Origin of the sequence: Sorangium sp. So ce362 (assembly GCF_051519845.1) — a bacterium.
Lineage (GTDB): Bacteria > Myxococcota_A > Polyangia > Polyangiales > Polyangiaceae > Sorangium.
Map to the genome: position 1 here is coordinate 4,418,302 of NZ_CP150332.1, position 17,649 is coordinate 4,435,950.

Sequence of the window (17,649 nt, forward strand, 5' to 3'; positions counted from 1 at the left end):
GGGAGGGCGCGGCGGAGAGGCGCGTTATAAGGCGCGCCATGGATCAGGATCCCGACCATCAGACGCCCGCCGGAGCGCCGCACGGGCGGCACGCGTGGGCGGTCCTTCAGGACCGCATCGCCGCCGCGTTCGACATCGAGCCCGAGGCCCGCGAGGCCATCGTCCGGAGCATGCTGGAGCGGAGCGCCAAGGGGGCGGCGGGGTACTGGCTCCAGCTCTTCCTCGCCATGGGCATCGCCTCGCTCGGGCTCGTCCTCGGCAGCGGGGCGGTCGTCATCGGCGCGATGCTGATCTCGCCGCTCATGGGCCCCATCGTCGAGCTCGGGATGGGCCTCGCGATCGGCTCGCCGTTCCTGGCGCTGCGCTCCTTCACGCGCGTCGCCTTCAGCGTCGTCATGGTCGTGGCGAGCGCCGCGGTCCTCACGCTGATGCTGCCGTTCTACGAGGTGACGTCGGAGATCGCCGCGCGCACCTCGCCGACGGCGCTCGACCTGCTCATCGCGATCTTCTGCGCGATCGCGGCCGCCTACACCACCGTGAGGCCCGGCTCGGAGACGACCTCGAGCGCCGCGGGCACGGCCATCGGCATCGCGCTCGTGCCCCCGCTCTGCGTTGTCGGCTACGGGATCGGCACGCGGGTGACGAGCATCGCGAGCGGCGCCGCGCTGCTCTTCACGGCGAACCTCTGCGCGATCCTCCTGTTCGCGATCCTCTGCTTCTTGCTCCTCGGCTACAGCGCCGTCAGCACCGCGGAGCTCGAGCACGCGGAGCTCGCGAAGCAGAAGCCGGGGGCGATCCGCCGCGTGGCGCGCGCGCTGCAGGTCTTCTTCGAGCTGCGCCACGGGTGGATCTTCCGCGTGATGATGCCGCTGGCGCTCCTCGGGGCCGTGTACTCCCCGCTCCGGGAGGCGCTCGCGCGGGTGTCGTGGCAGGTGCGCGTCCGCACGGCGATTGTGCGCATGCTGGACGCGCTGCCGCAGAGCACGGTGCGGTCGAGCGTCTCCGTCGAGCACGGCAGCGTCGCCGTGCGCCTGGTGACGCTCGGCCGAGCCGACGAGGCCGAGCGGATCGAGCGCGACCTGCGCGACAAGATCGCTGGCGTCGCGGGCATGATCCCGAAGGTCGACGTGATCGCGGTCCTCGACGCGAGCGCGCTGGAGGAGGTGGCGGCGTCGCTCAGGGCGAGCTCGACGCCCGTCGACGTGGTGCGCAAGGAGCCGGAGCTCGTGCTCGTCCAGAAGGAGCTCGCCGCGTCGCTCGCGGGCGCGTGGCCGCACGCGGCGGGGCCGCTCGTCGCGTGGCGGCTCCGGTTCCCGGACAACGAGCCGGCCGTCGTGGAGGTCGTGCACGTCGGCCCCGCGCTCGGCGTCCCGGCGGCCGACCTGCTCGGGCGCGCCCTCTCGCGCGAGCTCGGCGCGGAGCTGGCGGTACAGGACCGCGCCCTCTCGCCCGAGCCGATCGTCGCCGAGCCGGAGAGCGGGTGGTCCTGGCTCCAGGAAGCCCGTCCCGCGCTTGCCTGGGTGGACGACGTGGAGGCGCTCCACGGATGCGTCGAGGTGCCCCCGAACCCCGAGGAGAAGCCGATCGGGGAGCTCGAGGCGGTCCTCGCGTCGCTCCGGTCCCTGCCGGCGCTCCGCTCGGGTCGGGTGCACGTCGGCGAGGGCGCGCGGTGGCGGGCCGTCGTCTCGACCGCGCCGTGCGCGCCGCCGGAGCCCGCGCCGGCCGACGCCGGCGCCGCGGCGGACACCGGTGCGGCGCCGGACGCCGGCGCTCGTTGAGCCCCGCCGTGCGGGCGAGCGCCCGCGGCGGCTACTGCTCCGTCGACATCTCGGCCTCTTCGAGCGTCCGCGCCGCGCCGGGCGTCGGGGCCTCCGACAGCGCGAACCTGCCGACGAGGAGGCCCACCACGGCCGCCACGGCCGAGGCGAGCAGGACGCCGAGCTTGGCCGCGGCGAGCATCGCGGCGTCGCCGAACGCGAGGCCCGCGATGAAGATCGCCATCGTGAAGCCGATGCCCGCGACGCAGCCCACGACCGTGATCCCGCGCCAGCCGACGCCGCGCGGCAGGGCGCAGACGCCGAGCCGGACCATCGCGAAGCTCGCGAGGAGGACGCCGATCGGCTTGCCGACGACCAGGCCGAGCATGACCCCGAGCAGGATCGTCCCCGCGGCCGCGTGGTCCAGCGAGGATCCGTCGACGCGGACGCCGGCGTTGGCGAAGGCGAACAGCGGCATGATGCCGTAAGCGACCCACGGGTGGAGCCCCGCCTGGAGCCGGACCACGGGCGGCAGCGCCTCGAGCTGGGCTCTCCTGATCTGCTGGAGGGGCGCGATCAGCTCGTCCGTGCGGTGGCTCTCGCGATGGGTGAGCGCGTCGACCCGGTTCACCGCGTCGCGGGCCGCGGCGAGGAACCCCTCGCTGCCGAACCAGGAGCGCACCGGCGTCAGCAGCCCGACGGCGACGCCGGCGATCGTCGGGTGGACGCCGGCGCGGAGCATGCCCCACCAGACGACGGCGCCGGGGATCACGTAGGCCGAGGGCGGGCGGACGCCGAAGCGCTGGAGCAGCAGCACCGCGAGGGCCCCGCCGCCGGCGATGAGCAGCCCGCTCCAGGCGATGCCCGACGAGTAGAACAGCGCGATGACGATGATGGCGCCGATGTCGTCGATGATCGCGAGCGCGAGCAGGAGTACGCGCAGGGCAGGGGGCACGCGCTTGCCCAGCAAGGCCAGTACCCCCACCGCGAACGCGATGTCGGTCGCCATGGGGACGCCCCAGCCGTGCCGCGAGATCGACGATGGGTTGAGCGACAGGTAGACGAGCGCGGGCACGACCATGCCGCCCAGCGCCGCCGCGACCGGCAGCGCCGCGCGCTTGAGATCCGAGAGCTCCCCCTCGTAGATCTCTCGCCGGATCTCCAGGCCGACGACGAAGAAGAAGATCGTCATCAGCCCTTCGTTGATCCAGAAGTGGAGGGACTGCGTGAACACCAGCGAGCCGGCGCCGATCGTGATCGGGATGTGCCAGAGGTGCTCGTAGGCGTCGCCCCACGGCGAGTTCGCCCACGCGAGGGCGAGCACGGACGCGATCAGCAGGATGATCCCGCTGGCGGCCTCGACGTGCAGGAAGCGCTCGATCGGGCCGAGGACGCGCTCGGCGATGCGGCGGGCAGGGGCCCAGGTTCCGGGGGCAAGCTGAGAAGGGGATCGACTCAAAGGACCGCCAAGGCGCGCGCGACGTTGCGCGCGGAAGGGGAAGGCGGCCCGACCGTCCCGTGAAGACCTGTCGCGGCGCTCCGCCGGCGCGACACCCGGGCGAGAGAATACTCATCCAGGCAAACGAATCCAGCGCCAACGGCTGGGCGGGCCAGGTGCCTTGCCCGGCGCCGTCGGGCGCCGTCGCTCTCGCTCGCGGACCGGATTCGAGGCGCAGTGTGGATCGTGAGCTGTCCTCGGCGCATCGTGGGACCCGGAAGGTGAGGAATGACGCGAGATGCTCTGGATCGCGCCGCGGTGACGGCCTTTCTCGTCGCGCGGCACGGCGACGCCGTGTGCGGCTCGGCCATCGAGATACGCCCGCTCCAGGGCGGGCTCTGCTCGGAGGTCGCGCTGGTCACCGCGCGGCTGCGCGGCGGCGCCGGGCCGCGCCGGGTCGCGGTCGTCGCCAAGCTCGTGGACGGCGTGGCCGCGCGCGAGGCGGCCGTCTACCGGCGGCTCTCGAGGTCCGTCGCGCGGCGCTTCTCGCCCGAGCTGCTCGGCGTGCAGCGGCTCGGGCGCGGGCGCTGGCTGCTCTACCTCGAGCGGATCGAGCCGGCGCACGCCTGGCCCTGGGCCGACAGCGGGCACACGGCCCGGGTGCTCGACCGGCTCGCGCGCCTCCACGGGGAGACGACGCCGGGCGCCCCCCTGCCGGCGTGGGACTACGAGGCCGAGAACCTCGCCGTGGCGCGCGGCACCCTCTCGCTGGCCGAGCGCCTTCCCCGCGGCGAGGTCCCCGCGCTCGCCCGGGCGCTGCCCGCGCTGCGGCGGGTCGTGGCGGCGCTGCCCGCGATGCGCCGCCAGCTCCTCGCGTTCCAGCCGCTCGGCCGCGCCGTGATCCACGGCGACGTGCACCCGGGCAACGTCATGGTTCGCCGGCGCGACGGCCTCGCGGAGCCGGTGCTGCTCGACTGGGCGCGCGCGCGGATCGGCTCGCCGCTCGAGGACGTGAGCTCGTGGCTCCAGGCCCTCGGCTACTGGGAGCCGGAGGCGCGGCGCCGCCACGATACGTTGCTCGCCGGCTACCTTTCGGCGCGCGGCCTCGCCCCCGCGCTGACCCGGCCGCTGCGCGACGCCTACTGGTTCGCGGCCGCGTCCAACGCGCTCGCCGGCGCGCTCGGGCACCACCTCGCGACGGCGAGCGGGGCGAGCGATCCCGGCGCGACGCCGAGCGCCCGCGCGGCCGCGGCCCGGAACGCGGCGGACTGGCTGCGCGTCATCCGCCGGGCCGACGCGCGCTGGAGCTGACCTGCTCGCGGTCGTCGAAGCGCAGGAGGACGCCGCGCTCGCCCTGCCACGAGAGCGACGTGAGGCTGGCGTTGCCCGGCCGGAACGGCTCCCACCGCGCGGGAGGGGCGCCGCGCAGCGCCCCGACGATCTGCCCGATGACGCCGGCGTGCGTGACCACGAGCACGCGCTGCCCCGGGTGCGCCGCGGCGATCGCGCCGATCGCCGCGAGGCAGCGCGCGCGAAACTCGCGGTAGCTCTCCCCCCCGGGCCAGCGAAAGTCGTCGTCGTCCTGGCGCAGGTTGGCCTCCCAGAGCGCGGCGTGGCGCGCCTTGACCTCCTCGATCGGCGCGCCGTCCACCTCGCCGCAGCAGATCTCGCGCAGGCCCTCGTGCGGGCGGACCGGTCCCCACGCGCCCGCCGCGATCCGCGCCGTCTCGAGCGCGCGGCTCAGCGGGCTTGCAACCACGGCGTCGAACGCCGGGCCTCCGGCGAGGCGGCGGCCCAGCGCCGCGGCCTCCTCCCGCCCTCGCGCGTCGAGCGGCGTATCGGTCCACCCGCTCATCGGCGTCCCGGGACCGCCGCGGTTGCCGGCGGTGCGACCGTGGCGCACGAGGATCAGGAGGCAGGGCTGCATGGCTCGAGGGGGAGCAGGCCGCTCGGCCTGGAGGCTAGCGTGAGCCGCGGCCCGATCGAGCGCCGCGCGCGACGGGCTCATCCCGGCGCCGCGGCCGCTCGATCGGCGCGCTCGCGCTCGCGCCCGCGCGCTTCCGCCCCGCTCGCTGCGCTGTTCATCGCGCTGTGGCGGTGTTCCGCTCGGCCCCGACAGCGGTCTTCAGCGCGACGGAGAGCCCCGGCACGCGGCCAGACGGGCTCTAACCAGCGCTTTCCGACGCGCAGACAGCGCGAAGGCATGCTCGCAACCAGCGGTGTGCCGGATCGGCGTCCATTCGGGGGTGCCACAGCATGGACACGGTGAACCCGATCGCAGGCACTGGAAGGCGGAAGCTGAACATCCCATCGCGCATACTCGCTGTATGGCGATCTGGAACCGTGGCCACCAGATCGGAAGCCCGCGCCAGCGACAGCGCGGCTGAAAAGCCACCGACGATGGCTCCGACCTTCCGGATGAGGCCGGGGGGCAGGAACGGTCGCTCGACGGCGCCGTTTTCATGGCCGCTGCGCGAGACGATGACGTGGTGCGCCTGGGCATAGGCCTTGGCGGTCACCTTGCCGTCGCTCAGAGGATGCCCGGCTCGCGCGACACCGACCAGCCGATCATGGAACAACGCTTGGCTGCGCACCTCCGGACCAAGGGACGCTTCAATCACGCCGGTCTCCAGATCGACCCGACCGTCGCGGAGGGGCGTGCTGTCCTTGTCAGGCTTCTGAAGGAAATGGAGGCGCACCCCCGGGGCCTCCTCGCCGATTCGTGCCAGGAGGTCAGGGCCGAAGTTCTCCACGAAGCCATCGCTGGTCCGCAGCGCGAAGGTCCGGACGAGCCCGGTCAGGTCAATCACTCGATCCGGGCGCAACACGGCCTCAGCGTCCTCGACGAGCTGGTGAACCCGCTCACGCAAGGCCAGCGCTCGAGGCGTCAGAACCAGGCCGCGGCCCGCCCTGACGAGGAGCGGATCACCGGTCGTCTCTCGCAGGCGAGCCAACGCGCGGCTCATCGCCGAGGGGCTGAGCCGCAACCGTTGAGCGGCGCGCGCCACGCTTCCTTCTGCCAGGAGCACGTCGAGCGTGATGAGCAGGTTCAGATCGGGGGACGCCATGCCCCGAAGATAGCATGAACCTCGAGCTTGACTGATGACAGCGGCGAGATCGCGGGAGAGCCGAAATAGTCGTCGCGGGTCACATGGCGTCCAGCGCACGGACGACATGCACACGCTGCGCGTTCCGGTATGTCACGCGGCCCTCTACCCTTCCGAGACACTTCAACGGAGGGAACGACGATGGCCAACAGCGCTCTGCAGACATTCATCGACGGCACGAAGGCGGCCTGGGGGCCGCTGACGAGCGAGCTGGTCGCCGAGTGCCGCCAGCATTTGGAGACTCTTCTCAAGGCTTCGCCGTCAGAGGCGTGGCTCGCGGCGCTTCACCGGAACGCGCCCACAAATGAGGAGCTGTATCGCGACCCCACCCATGGGTTCGTGCTCTTAGCGCACACCGAGCACGCCGGGCTCTATCGGCCACCCCACGACCACGGCAGAGGGTGGGTGATCTATGCGATGCAGCAGGGCGAAATCGAGATGGGGACCTACGCGCGCGTGGAGGACCCGGACGGCCAGGTCCGGCTGGTGAAGAGGGACTCGACCCTGGTGCGGGCCGGCCAGGTCCAGGCGTACCTCCCCGGCGACATTCACGACACGCTGTGCATGACGAGCTCGGCCCTGCTCTTCCGCTTCACGGAGCGAGACCTGAGGGTCGAGGACCGGCAAGAGCACCGGGTCACCCGGTATGTCGAACGCAACGGCGTCTGGACCACGGCGGCAGCATGACCCGTCTTCTGGCCGAAGGGCGGGCCGAGATGCCCCCCCTGGACCGATCCACGCCGCAGCAGGCCCACGCCGACGCCGGGCTGCCATCGCCGCGACGCGCCTTCGCGATCGCCGCTGTGTTGAGCGCCATGAGCCTGGTGGTGCTCGACGCGGGCATGGCCAACGTCGCCTTGCCGACGATGGCCCGCGCGTTGAGCGCCACGCCGTCCTCGGCGGTCCTCGTCATCACCGCGTACCAGACCGCGCTCGTCATGGCGCTCCTGCCCTGCGCAGCCCTCGGCGAACGGCTCGGCTATCGCCGGGTGTTTGTCTGGGGTGTCGCTCTATTCACGGCGGCGTCCGCGCTGTGCGCCCTGTCGCCCTCGTTGCCTTGGCTCGTCGCCGCCCGGTTCGTCCAGGGCCTTGGCGGCGCCGCCGTGATGGCGCTGGGCGTCGCCCTCTTGCGGTTGTCCGTTCCTCCGGAGCAGCTCGGCGCCGCCATAGGCTGGAACGCGCTGACGGTCGCGCTCTCGTCGGCCGCGAGCCCCGCCATCGGCGCCCTGATCCTGGCGGGGATGGGCTGGCCTTGGCTCTTCCTGGTGAACCTCCCCGTGGGCGCGACGGCGCTGCTGGCCGCGCGCGCGCTTCCGCCGGTCGCCGGAACGGGGCAGCGGATCGACGGGCGCAGCGTGGCGCTGAACGGCGTCGCCTTTGCGCTGCTCGTCCTCGGAGCCGAGCTCTTGCCGACACGGCCGCTCGCGGCCGGCCTGCTGCTCGCGATGGCGGCGATCGCCCTGATGGGGCTGGTTCGTCGGGAGATGCCGAAGGCCGCCCCGATGATCCCGCTCGACCTGCTGCGCGGCAGATCGTTCCGGATCTCGGCGATCGCTTCGGTGTGCTGTTTCACGGGCCAAACGGCGGGCCTGGTGGCGCTTCCCTTCTACCTGCAACACCAGCTTGGGCAGACGCCGCTCGTGGCCGGGATCTACATGACGCCCTGGCCGCTAACCGTCGCTGCGACAGCTGTCGTCGCCGGTCGCCTTGCGGACCGCATACCGACGGCGTGGCTCTGTGCTGTCGGCGGCGCCTGCCTCGCCCTCGGCCTGGCGGCGACCGCCGTGTGGCCGCTGCAGGGCGACCCTCGGCTGCTCATCGCGTTCGTCATCGTCTGCGGCCTGGGGTTCGGCCTCTTTCAGGTGCCGAACAACCGCAACATGTTCCTCTCGGCGCCACCGGAACGGAGCGGCGCGGCGGGCGGCATGCAAGGCACCGCTCGTCTGACCGGTCAGACGGCGGGGGCGGTTCTCATGACCCTGCTCTTCACCACCACCTCCCTCGACGTAGCGCCTCGGGTCGGACTTGGGATCGGAGCCGTATTGGCCCTGACCGCCGGCATCGTGAGCGCTGCGCGCGGTCCGGCACGGGGAGCTCTGGCGCGAATACAAGGCCGTGGCACGCAAGTACGGGGAGTGACGCGGCGCTCCTCGGCCGCCCCTCGACCGACGTGAGGCTCCGTGCTCGCCGGCCGCCTTGGTTCGTGGTCTCACTTGCCGTAGGCCACCCGCCACACGGTGTTGCTCTGGTCGTCGGTCACCAGCAGCGCGCCGTCCCTGGCCACCGCGACGCCGACCGGACGACCCCACACGTCGCCGGTGCTCGTGACGAATCCGGTCATGAAGTCCTCGTAATAGCCGGCCGCCTTGCCGTCCTTGACCGGGATGCGGATCACCTTGTAGCCGGTGCGCCGCGAGCGGTTCCACGAGCCGTGCTCCGCGGCGAAGATGTGGCCCTGGTAGTCGGCCGGGAACTGCTGGCCCGTGTAGAAGCAGAGGTCGAGGGACGCCGAGTGCGACTGGATCAGCACGTCCGGCACGATGACCTTGTCCCTCAGCTCGGGGCGCTTGCCCTGGTGACGCGGATCCTGGTGCGGGCCGAGGTAGTACCAGGGCCAGCCGTAGAAGCCGCCCTCTTGCACGCGCGTCACGTAATCGGGGACCAGGTTGTCGCCCAGCTCGTCGCGCTCGTTCACGCTGGTCCAGAGCGCGCCCGTCGCCGGCTCGATGGCCAGGCCGACCGGGTTGCGGAGGCCGGACGCATGGAGCGTCTCGTTCTTGCCGTCGGGGGTGAAGGCCAGGATGCAGGCGCGCCGGATCTCGTCCTCGTCGTCGTCGACGTTGGAGCGGGATCCCACCGACACGAACATTCGCTGGCTGTCCTTGCTGAAGGCGATATCGCGGGTCCAGTGGCCCCCGCCGCCCACCGCTTCCTTGCCCGAGGGGATGTTGGTGACCAGCGGCTCGGCCGGGCCGCTGGCCTTTGTGTCGCCCGCCTTGTAAGGGAACCGCACAACGCTGTCGGTGTTCGCGATGTACACGTGCGTCGGCGCATCGGCGCCGGCCGGATAGAAGGCGATGCCGAAGGGGCGGTTGAGATCCTCGGCAAAGGCGCTGCGGACGTCGGCCTTGCCATCGCCGTCCGTGTCCCGGAGCACCGTCACCCGGTCCGCCTTGCTCTCGGCCACGAACACGTCGCCGTTCGGCGCCACCTGCACGACGCGGGGCTCCTCCAGCCCCGTGGCGAGCTCGGTCACGGTGAATCCCGACGGGACTTTGGGGAACACACCGGCTGGACGATCTGCCTTGCTTGGCCTGTTGACCACCGACTCCTCCTCGTTGGGCGGGGGGAGATCGGCGACGGTGATCTTGCGCTTCACCCCCGGCGCGTCCGTTGTCCAGTCGCCCAGCGCGTCAGCGCCGGTGAGGATCCTGTCGGTGGGCGCTGGCTGCGGCGTGACCTCGGCGCGCTTGGGCGAGCACGAGGCCAGCGCGCCCGCGCCGATCAGGAGCGCCTGAGCCACCCCACGCCGGGCCCACCGGCGGTCTGATCTTCGGTTGTCCATGGACACTGGTTGCCACTCGGCTCCTCCTCTGTCCACCGCTCCCTTGGACCGATGAGCCCGCCCATCATCTCGACTTGCATGGAACGCTGTCCCATGAACGCCTCACCCGGGCGTCCCCGGGAACTCGGCTCCTCCCGCCGCGGTGGCCCCGCGGCAGGCGCGCCTCACCGCAGCCCGAGCCGCTTCGCGAGGTGGTGCAGGTTGCTGCGGTGCATCCCGAGGGACCGCGCCGCGGCGGCCCAGTTGCCGTCGTGCTGCGCCACGGCCTCCTGGATGAGCGCGCGCTGGTAGGCGTCGACCCGCTCGTGCAGCGTCGCCCCCGCCGCGGGCGGCGCCTCGCCGCCGTCGCCCTTGGCGTCCTCCGCCCCCTCGGCCCGGGGCGGCGGCGCCGCGGCCGCGAAGCTCCCGCCGAGGTGCGCCGGCTCCAGCACCACGGGCGCCCCGCGCGGCACGCCCCGCGACGCCTGCAGCACCATCCGGAACAGCGTGTTCTCCAGCTCGCGCACGTTGCCCGGCCACGGGCCGTCCATGAGCAGCTCGCGCGCCGCCTGCGTGAGCCGCACCGGGCCCACCCCGAGCCGCGCGCGCGCCGCGTCGCAGAAATGGCCCGCGAGCAGCGGGATATCGCTCCTCCGCTCGCGCAGCGGCGGCACCGCCACGCGATAGACGTTGAGCCGGTGGAACAGGTCCGCCCGGAAGCGCCCCGCGGCCACCTCCTTCTCGATATCGCGGTTCGTGGCCGCCACGACGCGGACATCGACGCGCAGCGACCGATCCGCGCCCACCCGCTGCACCTCGCCCTCCTGCAGCGCCCGCAGCAGCTTCGGCTGGATCGACGGCGGCAGCTCGCCGATCTCGTCGAGGAACAGCGTCCCCCCGTCGGCCACCTCGAGCTTGCCGGGCCGGCTCTGCTCCGCCCCGGTGAAGGCGCCGCGCACGTGCCCGAACAGCTCGCTCTCGGCCACCGACTCGGGCAGCGCCGCGCAGTTCACGTGCAGCAGCGGCTCGCCCCGCCGCTTCGACGCCGCGTGGACCGCCCGCGCCACGAGCTCCTTGCCCACGCCGGTCTCGCCCGTGATCAGCACCGTGAGATCCGACGGCCCCACGAGCGCGATCTCGTCCCGCAGCTTCTGCATCGCCGGGCTCGTCCCGAGCAGGTCGGCGCCCCGCTCCCGCTCCGCGGCTTGCCGGAGATCCTCCGCCACGAGGCCGAGCCGCTCGGCGCTGTGCTCGAGCGCGTCGATGAGCTGGCTCGTGCGCATCGCCGCCCCGGCCAGCGCGCCCAGCCAGGAGAGCGTCCTCGCGTCCACCCCGTCGAAGGCGCGCGGATCGAGCGCGTCGGTCGTCAAGAGCCCGATCAGCGCGCCCTCCACCCGCAGCGGGCAGCCGAGGCACGCGTGGACGTGCGCGAGCGCGGTCGCGTCCGACGCGAGCAGCCCGTCGAACGGATCCGGAAGATCGGTGTCCGACGGGAAGCGCACCGGCGCCTCGGCATGGCAGAGGAGGTCGAGCCGCGGGTGCGCCCTGGCGCAAAACGTGCGCCCCAGCACCTCCGGCGTGAGCCCGTGCGCCGCGAGGGGCACCAGCACGCCGTCGTCGTACCGCATCAGGCACGCCGCATCGCACGGCACCACGTGCCGCACCGCCTCGAGCAGGCGCCGGTAACGATCCTCGGCCCCCAGCGACGTCGTGAGATCCAGCGCCACCGACAGCAGCGCCTTCAGGCTCGGCATGTTGTGGATGATACAACATCGTTGTAAAAAATACAACGTCAACGTGTTGCAAAAAGCGCAACATTGGCCGCCTGGATGCAGGAGACGAAGGGGCGCAGCCGAGCGGCACGCCGCCTGCTTCATGGCCCGGCATCACGACCGGAGCCCCCGAGCCGCGCCGCGGAGGCGCGGGCGCGCGCCTGGCTCACGTGAACAACGAGGTCGATATGCATAACCTACGACGACTCTGGCTGGCGCTCGCCGCCGTCATCACCGCTGGATTCTTGATCCTCGGCTTCATGGGCCGGGAGGTATACCGGAAGGCCCCGCCGATCCCCGAGATCGTGCAGACCCCGGCAGGCAGGGTGCTGCTCACGAAGGACGATATCCTCGATGGGCAGCTGGTCTACCAGAGCATCGGCGGACAGCAGGTCGGCAGCGTCTGGGGGCACGGCGCCTACCAGGCGCCGGACTGGTCGGCCGACTGGCTGCATCGCGAGGCCGAGGCGCTGCTGTCGATCTGGAGCCAGCGAGAGCACGGCGCGCCGTTCGCGGCGCTGCCCGACGAGGCGCAGGCCGCGCTCAAGGCGCGGCTCCAGAAGACGATGCGCCACAACGGGGTCGACCCGGCGACCGGGGTGCTCACGATCTCGGACGATCGCGCCCGGGCGATCGAGGAGACGGCGGCGCACTACCGCGCGCTGTTCGGCGACGAGCCGGGCCTCACGGACCTGCGCGAGAGCTACGCGCTGCACACGGGCGCGGTCCCCGACGCTGGGCGGCGCGACAAGCTGACGGCGTTCTTCTTCTGGACCGCGTGGTCCTGCGCCGCGGAGCGCCCCGGCACCGGCGCCAGCTACACGAACAACTGGCCTCACGAGCCGCTCATCGGCAACGTCCCCACGACCGCCAACGTCATCTGGTCGGTCGTGAGCATCGTCCTGCTGCTCGCCGGGATCGGCGCCCTCGTCTGGTATCACGCGTTCCGCCGCAGCGAGGAGCCGGCCGCCCCCGCGCCGGAGCGCGATCCGCTGGGCGGGTGGGAGCTCACCCCGTCGATGCGCGCCATCGGCAAGTACTGCGTCGTCGTGGTCGCCCTGCTCGTGCTCCAGGTCGGGCTCGGCGCGCTGACCGCGCACTACACGGTCGAGGGACACGAGGTCTTCGGCGTGCCGGTCGCGGACTACCTCCCGTATGCGGTCACGCGCACCTGGCACGTCCAGCTCGGCGTCTTCTGGATCGCGACGGCCTTCCTCGCGTCGGGGCTCTTCCTCGCGCCGGCCGTGGGCGGGCGCGAGCCGAGGGGGCAGCGGCTCGGCGTCAACGTCCTCTTCGGGGCGCTCGTCTTCGTCGTCTTCGGCTCGCTCGCCGGAGAGTGGCTGGCGGTCAAGCAGTGGTTTGCCCTCGAGACGTCGTTCTGGTTCGGCCACCAGGGGTACGAGTACGTCGACCTCGGCCGCGCCTTCCAGATCGCCCTCTTCGGCGGCCTCATCCTCTGGCTCTTCCTGATGCTGCGCGCGCTCTGGCCCGCCCTCGCGCGGCGCGACCTGAGCCGGCACATCGTGATCCTCTTCACCGGCGCGACCGTCGCGATCGGGCTGTTCTACGGCGTGGGCCTGTTCTACGGCGCGAAGACCCACCTCTCGGTCATGGAGTACTGGCGCTGGTGGGTCGTGCACCTCTGGGTCGAGGGGTTCATGGAGGTCTTCGCCACCGCCGCGATCGCCTTCCTGTTCACGCGGTTCGGCCTCGTGCGGCCCGACAGCGCGGCGCGCGCCGCGATCCTGTCCACCTGCATCTTCCTCATCTCGGGCATCCCCGGCACGTTCCACCACCTCTACTTCAGCGGCACGCCGGTCTCGGTGATGGCCGTCGGCGCGAGCTTCAGCGCCCTGGAGGTCGTGCCGCTCGTCCTCGTGGGGATGGAGGCGCACGAGACGTGGCAGATGCAGCACCGGAGCGCGTGGATGCAGGCCTATCGCTGGCCCATCCAGTTCTTCGTCGCCGTCGCGTTCTGGAACTTCGTGGGAGCTGGCGTGTTCGGGTTCCTCATCAACCCGCCGCTCGCCCTCTATTACATGCAGGGCCTGAACACGACGCCCGTGCACGCGCACGCCGCCCTCTTCGGCGTCTACGGGCTGCTCTCGCTCGGCCTCGTGCTCGTGATGCTCCGCCGCCTGCGCCCTGACGCGGTGTGGAGCGACGCGCGGCTCCGGCTGGCGTTCTGGGGGATGAACGGCGGGCTCGCGCTCATGATCGCCCTGAGCCTCCTGCCGATCGGGCTCGCGCAGGCGTGGGCCAGCGTCGACCGCGGCCTGTGGTACGCGCGGAGCGCCGACTTCCTCCAGCAGCCGGTGATCGAGGCGCTGCGCTGGATGCGGCTCGTCGGAGACACCCTGTTCATCGTCGGCGTCATGGCCTTCGTGGCGTTCGTCGCCGGGCTCTGGACCCGGCGGCCGGCGGGGGCCGCCTCGGCGCGGCCCGCGGCGGCCGGCGAGGCGGCGGCGATGGCCGCTCCGGCGGCGAGCCGCGCGCCGGCGGCCTGAGCCACCCTCATCCGTCGCGGGCGCCCGCCTCACAGCTGCGCGAGATGCCACCCACGGGCCGCTCCCGAGCAGGGGCGAGCGGCCCGTGGGTGAGGCGGATCGGGGCGAGTCTACCGCGCCGTCGGGGCGGGCGCGCCGTCTTGGATCCACTTGCGGAGGGTCGCGAGCTCGGTGCTCGTCAGGGTCGGCTTGCCGTCCGCGGACTGTGGCATGACGCCCGTGAGGCAGCTGGCGCCGCCGGAGGGCCTGCATCCTGCGTTCGCAGCCGTCCCTGCGGCCTTGAGGTAGAGCCAGCTCTGGTCCGGGTTTCCCGGCACCACGAGCCTGAACTGCCCGCCGTACTTGGATGCCTGATTGACGAGGCCCGCGACGATGTCCGCCGAGCTGACGTCGCCGCCGAGCGACAGGCCTGCTTGGGGACCGGTCGATTGCGCCGCGTGGCAACCGCTGCACTTGTTGACGTCGCTCTCGAGGATCGGACGGACCGTGGTGTGGAACACGCCGGACTCCGTGGGGAGGGGATCGACGGGATCCGGCTTCAGCTCAGGATTGATGACCTGAGCGATCGCGTCCATCTCGTAACACTGGGCCGCTACCGCGTCCTTCAGCTTCTGGTCGGTGGGCGACATGCCCTTGGCGACGCGGTACTTCTCCCAGACGTTGTCGATCCAGCCGTGCAGCTTCCAGAACATGTAGTTGTCGATGTTCGTGAACTGGTTGCCGAGGCCGTGGTCGGTGTTGTTGCTGCGTACCCACTTGAAATGGAGATCCCCGTGCAGGCCGCTGGCCGACACACTTGCGCCGGGGATGGCTTGACCGGCGAAGCACTGGAGCCACATTCCGAACGCGCCTTCGTCCGGGAAGCGGCTCAGGTTCTCCGGCTTGTCGATCTCGTCGGCGATCTTCGCGTTGGCGAGCGTCGTGGCGCTCCAGGCCCTGAAGTCCGCTCTCCACTGCTCGGGCAGCTCCTCCGCCGTCGTGGGGAACTTCTTGAAACCCTCGAACTGCTCGGAGTGCTTCGGCCAGAGCTGCTTCAACGACTGGATCATGTGCCGATGCATGGCGAGGAACTGGAAGCCATCGCCCGTCGTCTTGCACTCCTGGTCCGACGGAACCGGGACCGACGAGCTGCAGATATTGACCCTGCTCATCCCCCCGAACCCGCCGCCGCCGCAGCGCCGGATGCTGTGCCACTCGAAATGGGCGGCTTGCCATTCGTTCTGCTCCATCCAGGCGATGACCTCCGGCTGAACCGTGAGATCGATCTGGCTGTTCTTGCTGAACTCCGCCGGACCGTCTTTCATCGTCGCGTCGCTGGGATGGGGATCGAAACCGACCAGGCAATGATCCGTCGAGTGTGCGCCGCCCGCTCCGCTCGAGCCTCCGCTGCCGGCGGCCTGTCCGGTGGACGAGGAGCCCGTGGTCGCGGTGGCGGTGGACGCGTCGGCGCCGCTGGTGACGGAGGAAGAGGTGCCGCTCGCTCCCCCTGCTCCCGGGGTGCCCGCGCCTCCGGCTCCAGCGGTGCCCCCGAAATCGGGATCTTCGCCGCTACAGGCCCCCAGCAGGAGGGCTGCAACGCATGAGAGGAAACCGAGCGTGCGCTGCGATATCTTGCCGAAGGACACGGTGGACAGGCCTGCCTGATCGTTGATTCGCATGGTGCTCCTAGTGACCGCTGGATGCCAGGTGCGCGCTCCCGCTCAGCCGCTGGGAGAGGCGCCAGATGGGGCCTCGGCCAACAGCTGGTTGCATTGCAGAGCGCGAGGCTCGCGGGCAGATAAGCGGGTGTAAAATTCGCTACGAAGAGATCGTCGTCGTCTCTTGGATGAGCCGAGGAGACAGGAAGAACAAAGCGATTCGAGCGTGTCAATGGCGAATCGCCACGCTCACCTCGAGTGATAGAAGTTTCCTTGCGCGATCCGCCTCCTTCGTAAAAAGGTGACGCTGTATCAACAACCTATCCGCGCATCGAAAGGGCCGCCTTCACTCCGCAGCCTGCGGGTCCCCGGTGCCGGCGGTCGTGCCGCCACCCGACACAAGCCGCCTGACACCGTGACCCGCCACCTGAGATTCCGGGAGAGCGCCGTTCGTATGCCCTGGGCGCCGGCGATTCAGCGCTCTCCCGGACCGTGGACGCGTACTTCTTCTAGTTGCTGGCCGAGGCGATGCTCAAGGCCCAGCGTTCAGTCAATCGAGACCTTCACATCAGCGCTACCGCTGCTCTGATATCCTTCCACGACCAGCGAGACCTCATAGAATTTCCCCAGGGTCAGCCCCTGGCGCCCCCACGCGTCGAAGTGGTTGGCGACGGTGATGGTTCCGCTCGTGCGCTTGTCCTTCCGGACGCTCCAGAACTGATAGAACGTCGCGGTGCCTTCGATGGAAGGCTGGTTGACTCGCTGGGTCTTGTAGATGTCGTAGGTGCCTCCGTCGCTGTCGACGGTGCCCACGAACCCTTCTCCGCCCGGCGGCCGCCAGGTGCCCCAGCTATCGATGATGTAATACTCGATGAGCGGGCCCGTCGTCCACCCATAGACGCCCAGGTAGGAGTTGCCGTTCGGCCGGTAGTTGGCCTCGTACGTGACGATATTGTTCTTCCCCCCCGGTCTCACGCCTTTGCGGCCCAACAAGTTGTTGATGTTGCTCCACTCTACGCTGAAGCCATCCGCCGTGTTGGTCAGGCACCCTTCCCCTCGGTCCTTCCAGTACTCGTAGGTGAGTCCGCAATGGGTGCCGATGCCATCGCTGCAGACCCTCTTGTCGGCCTCCGTGCACGCGACAGGTGTGCCGCCGGTCGTGCTTGAGCTCGCGGGTCCGTCCGAGCCGCCGGTCCCGCCCGAGCCGCCGGTCCCGCCCGAGCCGCCGGTCCCGCCCGAGCCGCCGTTCCCGCCCGAACCGCCGGTCCCGCTCGTTGTCGAGCCACTCGTTGTCGAGCCGCTCGTTGTCGAGCCACTCGTTGTCGAGCCGCTCGTTGTCGCGCCGCCCGTTGTCGCGCCGCTCGTTGTCGCGCCGCTCGTTGTCGAGCCGCCCGTTGTCGCGCTGGTCGACCCGCCCGAGCTAGCCGCACCGCCGGTGCCGCTACCCGTGCTCACGCTACCCGTTGTCGCGCCGCCCGTCCCAGCCGCGCTGCCACCCGACCCGGGATCCCCAGATGAATCGTCGGAGCCCGAGCAGCCAACGGCAACGAACCCGAAGACAAGAGCGTAAGTTTGTAGTGAAGCTGGACGCACGTTTCCTCCTTGGCCAGGTCTAAATTCCCGGCAACCGACTTCTTGATCACGAATAGTACTAACATTCGATGGCCAGCGACCCGGACGAGCGCTTCAGCTTCCGGCCCAGGGCCAGCCGAGGCTCGATCTCCGTCCGCCCCCTCGAACGCCTCTGTGGCCGACAGCACATCCATCCGCTCGCCGTCACCCTCGTTCCTACGGGATCCCCTCCGCCAGCGGGCGCGGCGCCCCCCGGAATCCCCCCGCGCCACCGGCGCCGCCCGCCCGAGCAGGCCGAGCGTCGCGAGCCGCGGC

General features: G+C 71.2%; 12 protein-coding genes. 5 read left to right on the top strand and 7 right to left on the bottom strand.

Features of this window, described 5'->3' with window-relative positions; all coding sequences use genetic code 11:
- The first annotated feature begins 38 nt into the window (after positions 1–38).
- Positions 39–1,778 carry a DUF389 domain-containing protein gene (locus WMF17_RS17130; protein WP_437603150.1) on the top strand — a complete coding sequence of 580 codons (1,740 nt, stop codon included), beginning with the start codon at positions 39–41 and terminating at the stop codon, positions 1,776–1,778.
- Positions 1,779–1,809: 31 nt separating this feature from the next.
- On the opposite strand, the gene nhaA is transcribed toward WMF17_RS17130, so the two are convergent.
- Positions 1,810–3,216 carry a Na+/H+ antiporter NhaA gene (nhaA, locus tag WMF17_RS17135; RefSeq protein WP_437603151.1) on the bottom strand — a complete coding sequence of 469 codons (1,407 nt, stop codon included), beginning with the start codon at positions 3,214–3,216 and terminating at the stop codon, positions 1,810–1,812.
- A 267-nt stretch (positions 3,217–3,483) separates the two neighbouring features.
- On the opposite strand from nhaA, the gene WMF17_RS17140 reads away from it, so the two are divergent.
- Positions 3,484–4,506: a phosphotransferase family protein gene (locus tag WMF17_RS17140; RefSeq protein ID WP_437603152.1), complete on the top strand. Its 1,023-nt coding sequence runs from the start codon at positions 3,484–3,486 to the stop codon at positions 4,504–4,506.
- On the opposite strand, the gene WMF17_RS17145 is transcribed toward WMF17_RS17140, so the two are convergent.
- Together WMF17_RS17145 and WMF17_RS17150 are read right to left on the bottom strand one after the other, a co-directional pair.
- Entirely contained in the window at positions 4,475–5,122 is a 648-nt protein-coding gene (locus WMF17_RS17145; RefSeq protein ID WP_437603153.1) for a histidine phosphatase family protein, read from the bottom strand. The genes WMF17_RS17140 and WMF17_RS17145 overlap by 32 nt on opposite strands.
- Positions 5,123–5,360: 238 nt before the next feature.
- Complete coding sequence (locus WMF17_RS17150; protein WP_437603154.1) at positions 5,361–6,263, bottom strand: LysR family transcriptional regulator; 903 nt, start codon at positions 6,261–6,263, stop codon at positions 5,361–5,363.
- Between the two features lie 180 nt (positions 6,264–6,443).
- Here WMF17_RS17150 and WMF17_RS17155 point away from each other — a divergent pair, with 180 nt between their 5' ends.
- A complete protein-coding gene (locus tag WMF17_RS17155) occupies positions 6,444–6,989 on the top strand; it encodes a hypothetical protein (RefSeq protein WP_437650489.1) in 546 nt (181 codons plus the stop codon).
- Positions 6,986–8,476, top strand: coding sequence for an MFS transporter (locus tag WMF17_RS17160; protein ID WP_437603156.1), 1,491 nt, complete (start codon positions 6,986–6,988; stop codon positions 8,474–8,476). The genes WMF17_RS17155 and WMF17_RS17160 overlap by 4 nt, the downstream gene beginning before the upstream one ends.
- 35 nt (positions 8,477–8,511) lie before the next feature.
- Here WMF17_RS17160 and WMF17_RS17165 read toward each other — a convergent pair whose 3' ends face one another.
- The gene (locus WMF17_RS17165) at positions 8,512–9,825 is read right to left on the bottom strand and encodes a PQQ-dependent sugar dehydrogenase (RefSeq protein WP_437603157.1); all 1,314 of its coding nucleotides are present in this window, start codon (positions 9,823–9,825) and stop codon (positions 8,512–8,514) included.
- A gap of 206 nt (positions 9,826–10,031) precedes the next feature.
- Entirely contained in the window at positions 10,032–11,600 is a 1,569-nt protein-coding gene (gene norR, locus WMF17_RS17170; protein ID WP_437603158.1) for a nitric oxide reductase transcriptional regulator NorR, read from the bottom strand.
- Between the two features lie 206 nt (positions 11,601–11,806).
- Here norR and WMF17_RS17175 point away from each other — a divergent pair, with 206 nt between their 5' ends.
- Positions 11,807–14,125 carry a nitric-oxide reductase large subunit gene (locus WMF17_RS17175; protein WP_437603159.1) on the top strand — a complete coding sequence of 773 codons (2,319 nt, stop codon included), beginning with the start codon at positions 11,807–11,809 and terminating at the stop codon, positions 14,123–14,125.
- A gap of 110 nt (positions 14,126–14,235) precedes the next feature.
- Here WMF17_RS17175 and WMF17_RS17180 read toward each other — a convergent pair whose 3' ends face one another.
- Both WMF17_RS17180 and WMF17_RS17185 read right to left on the bottom strand, forming a co-directional pair.
- Positions 14,236–15,429, bottom strand: coding sequence for a hypothetical protein (locus WMF17_RS17180; RefSeq protein WP_437603160.1), 1,194 nt, complete (start codon positions 15,427–15,429; stop codon positions 14,236–14,238).
- Positions 15,430–16,308: 879 nt separating this feature from the next.
- Positions 16,309–17,217, bottom strand: coding sequence for a glycoside hydrolase family 11 protein (locus WMF17_RS17185; RefSeq protein WP_437650490.1), 909 nt, complete (start codon positions 17,215–17,217; stop codon positions 16,309–16,311).
- Positions 17,218–17,649: the final 432 nt, after the last annotated feature.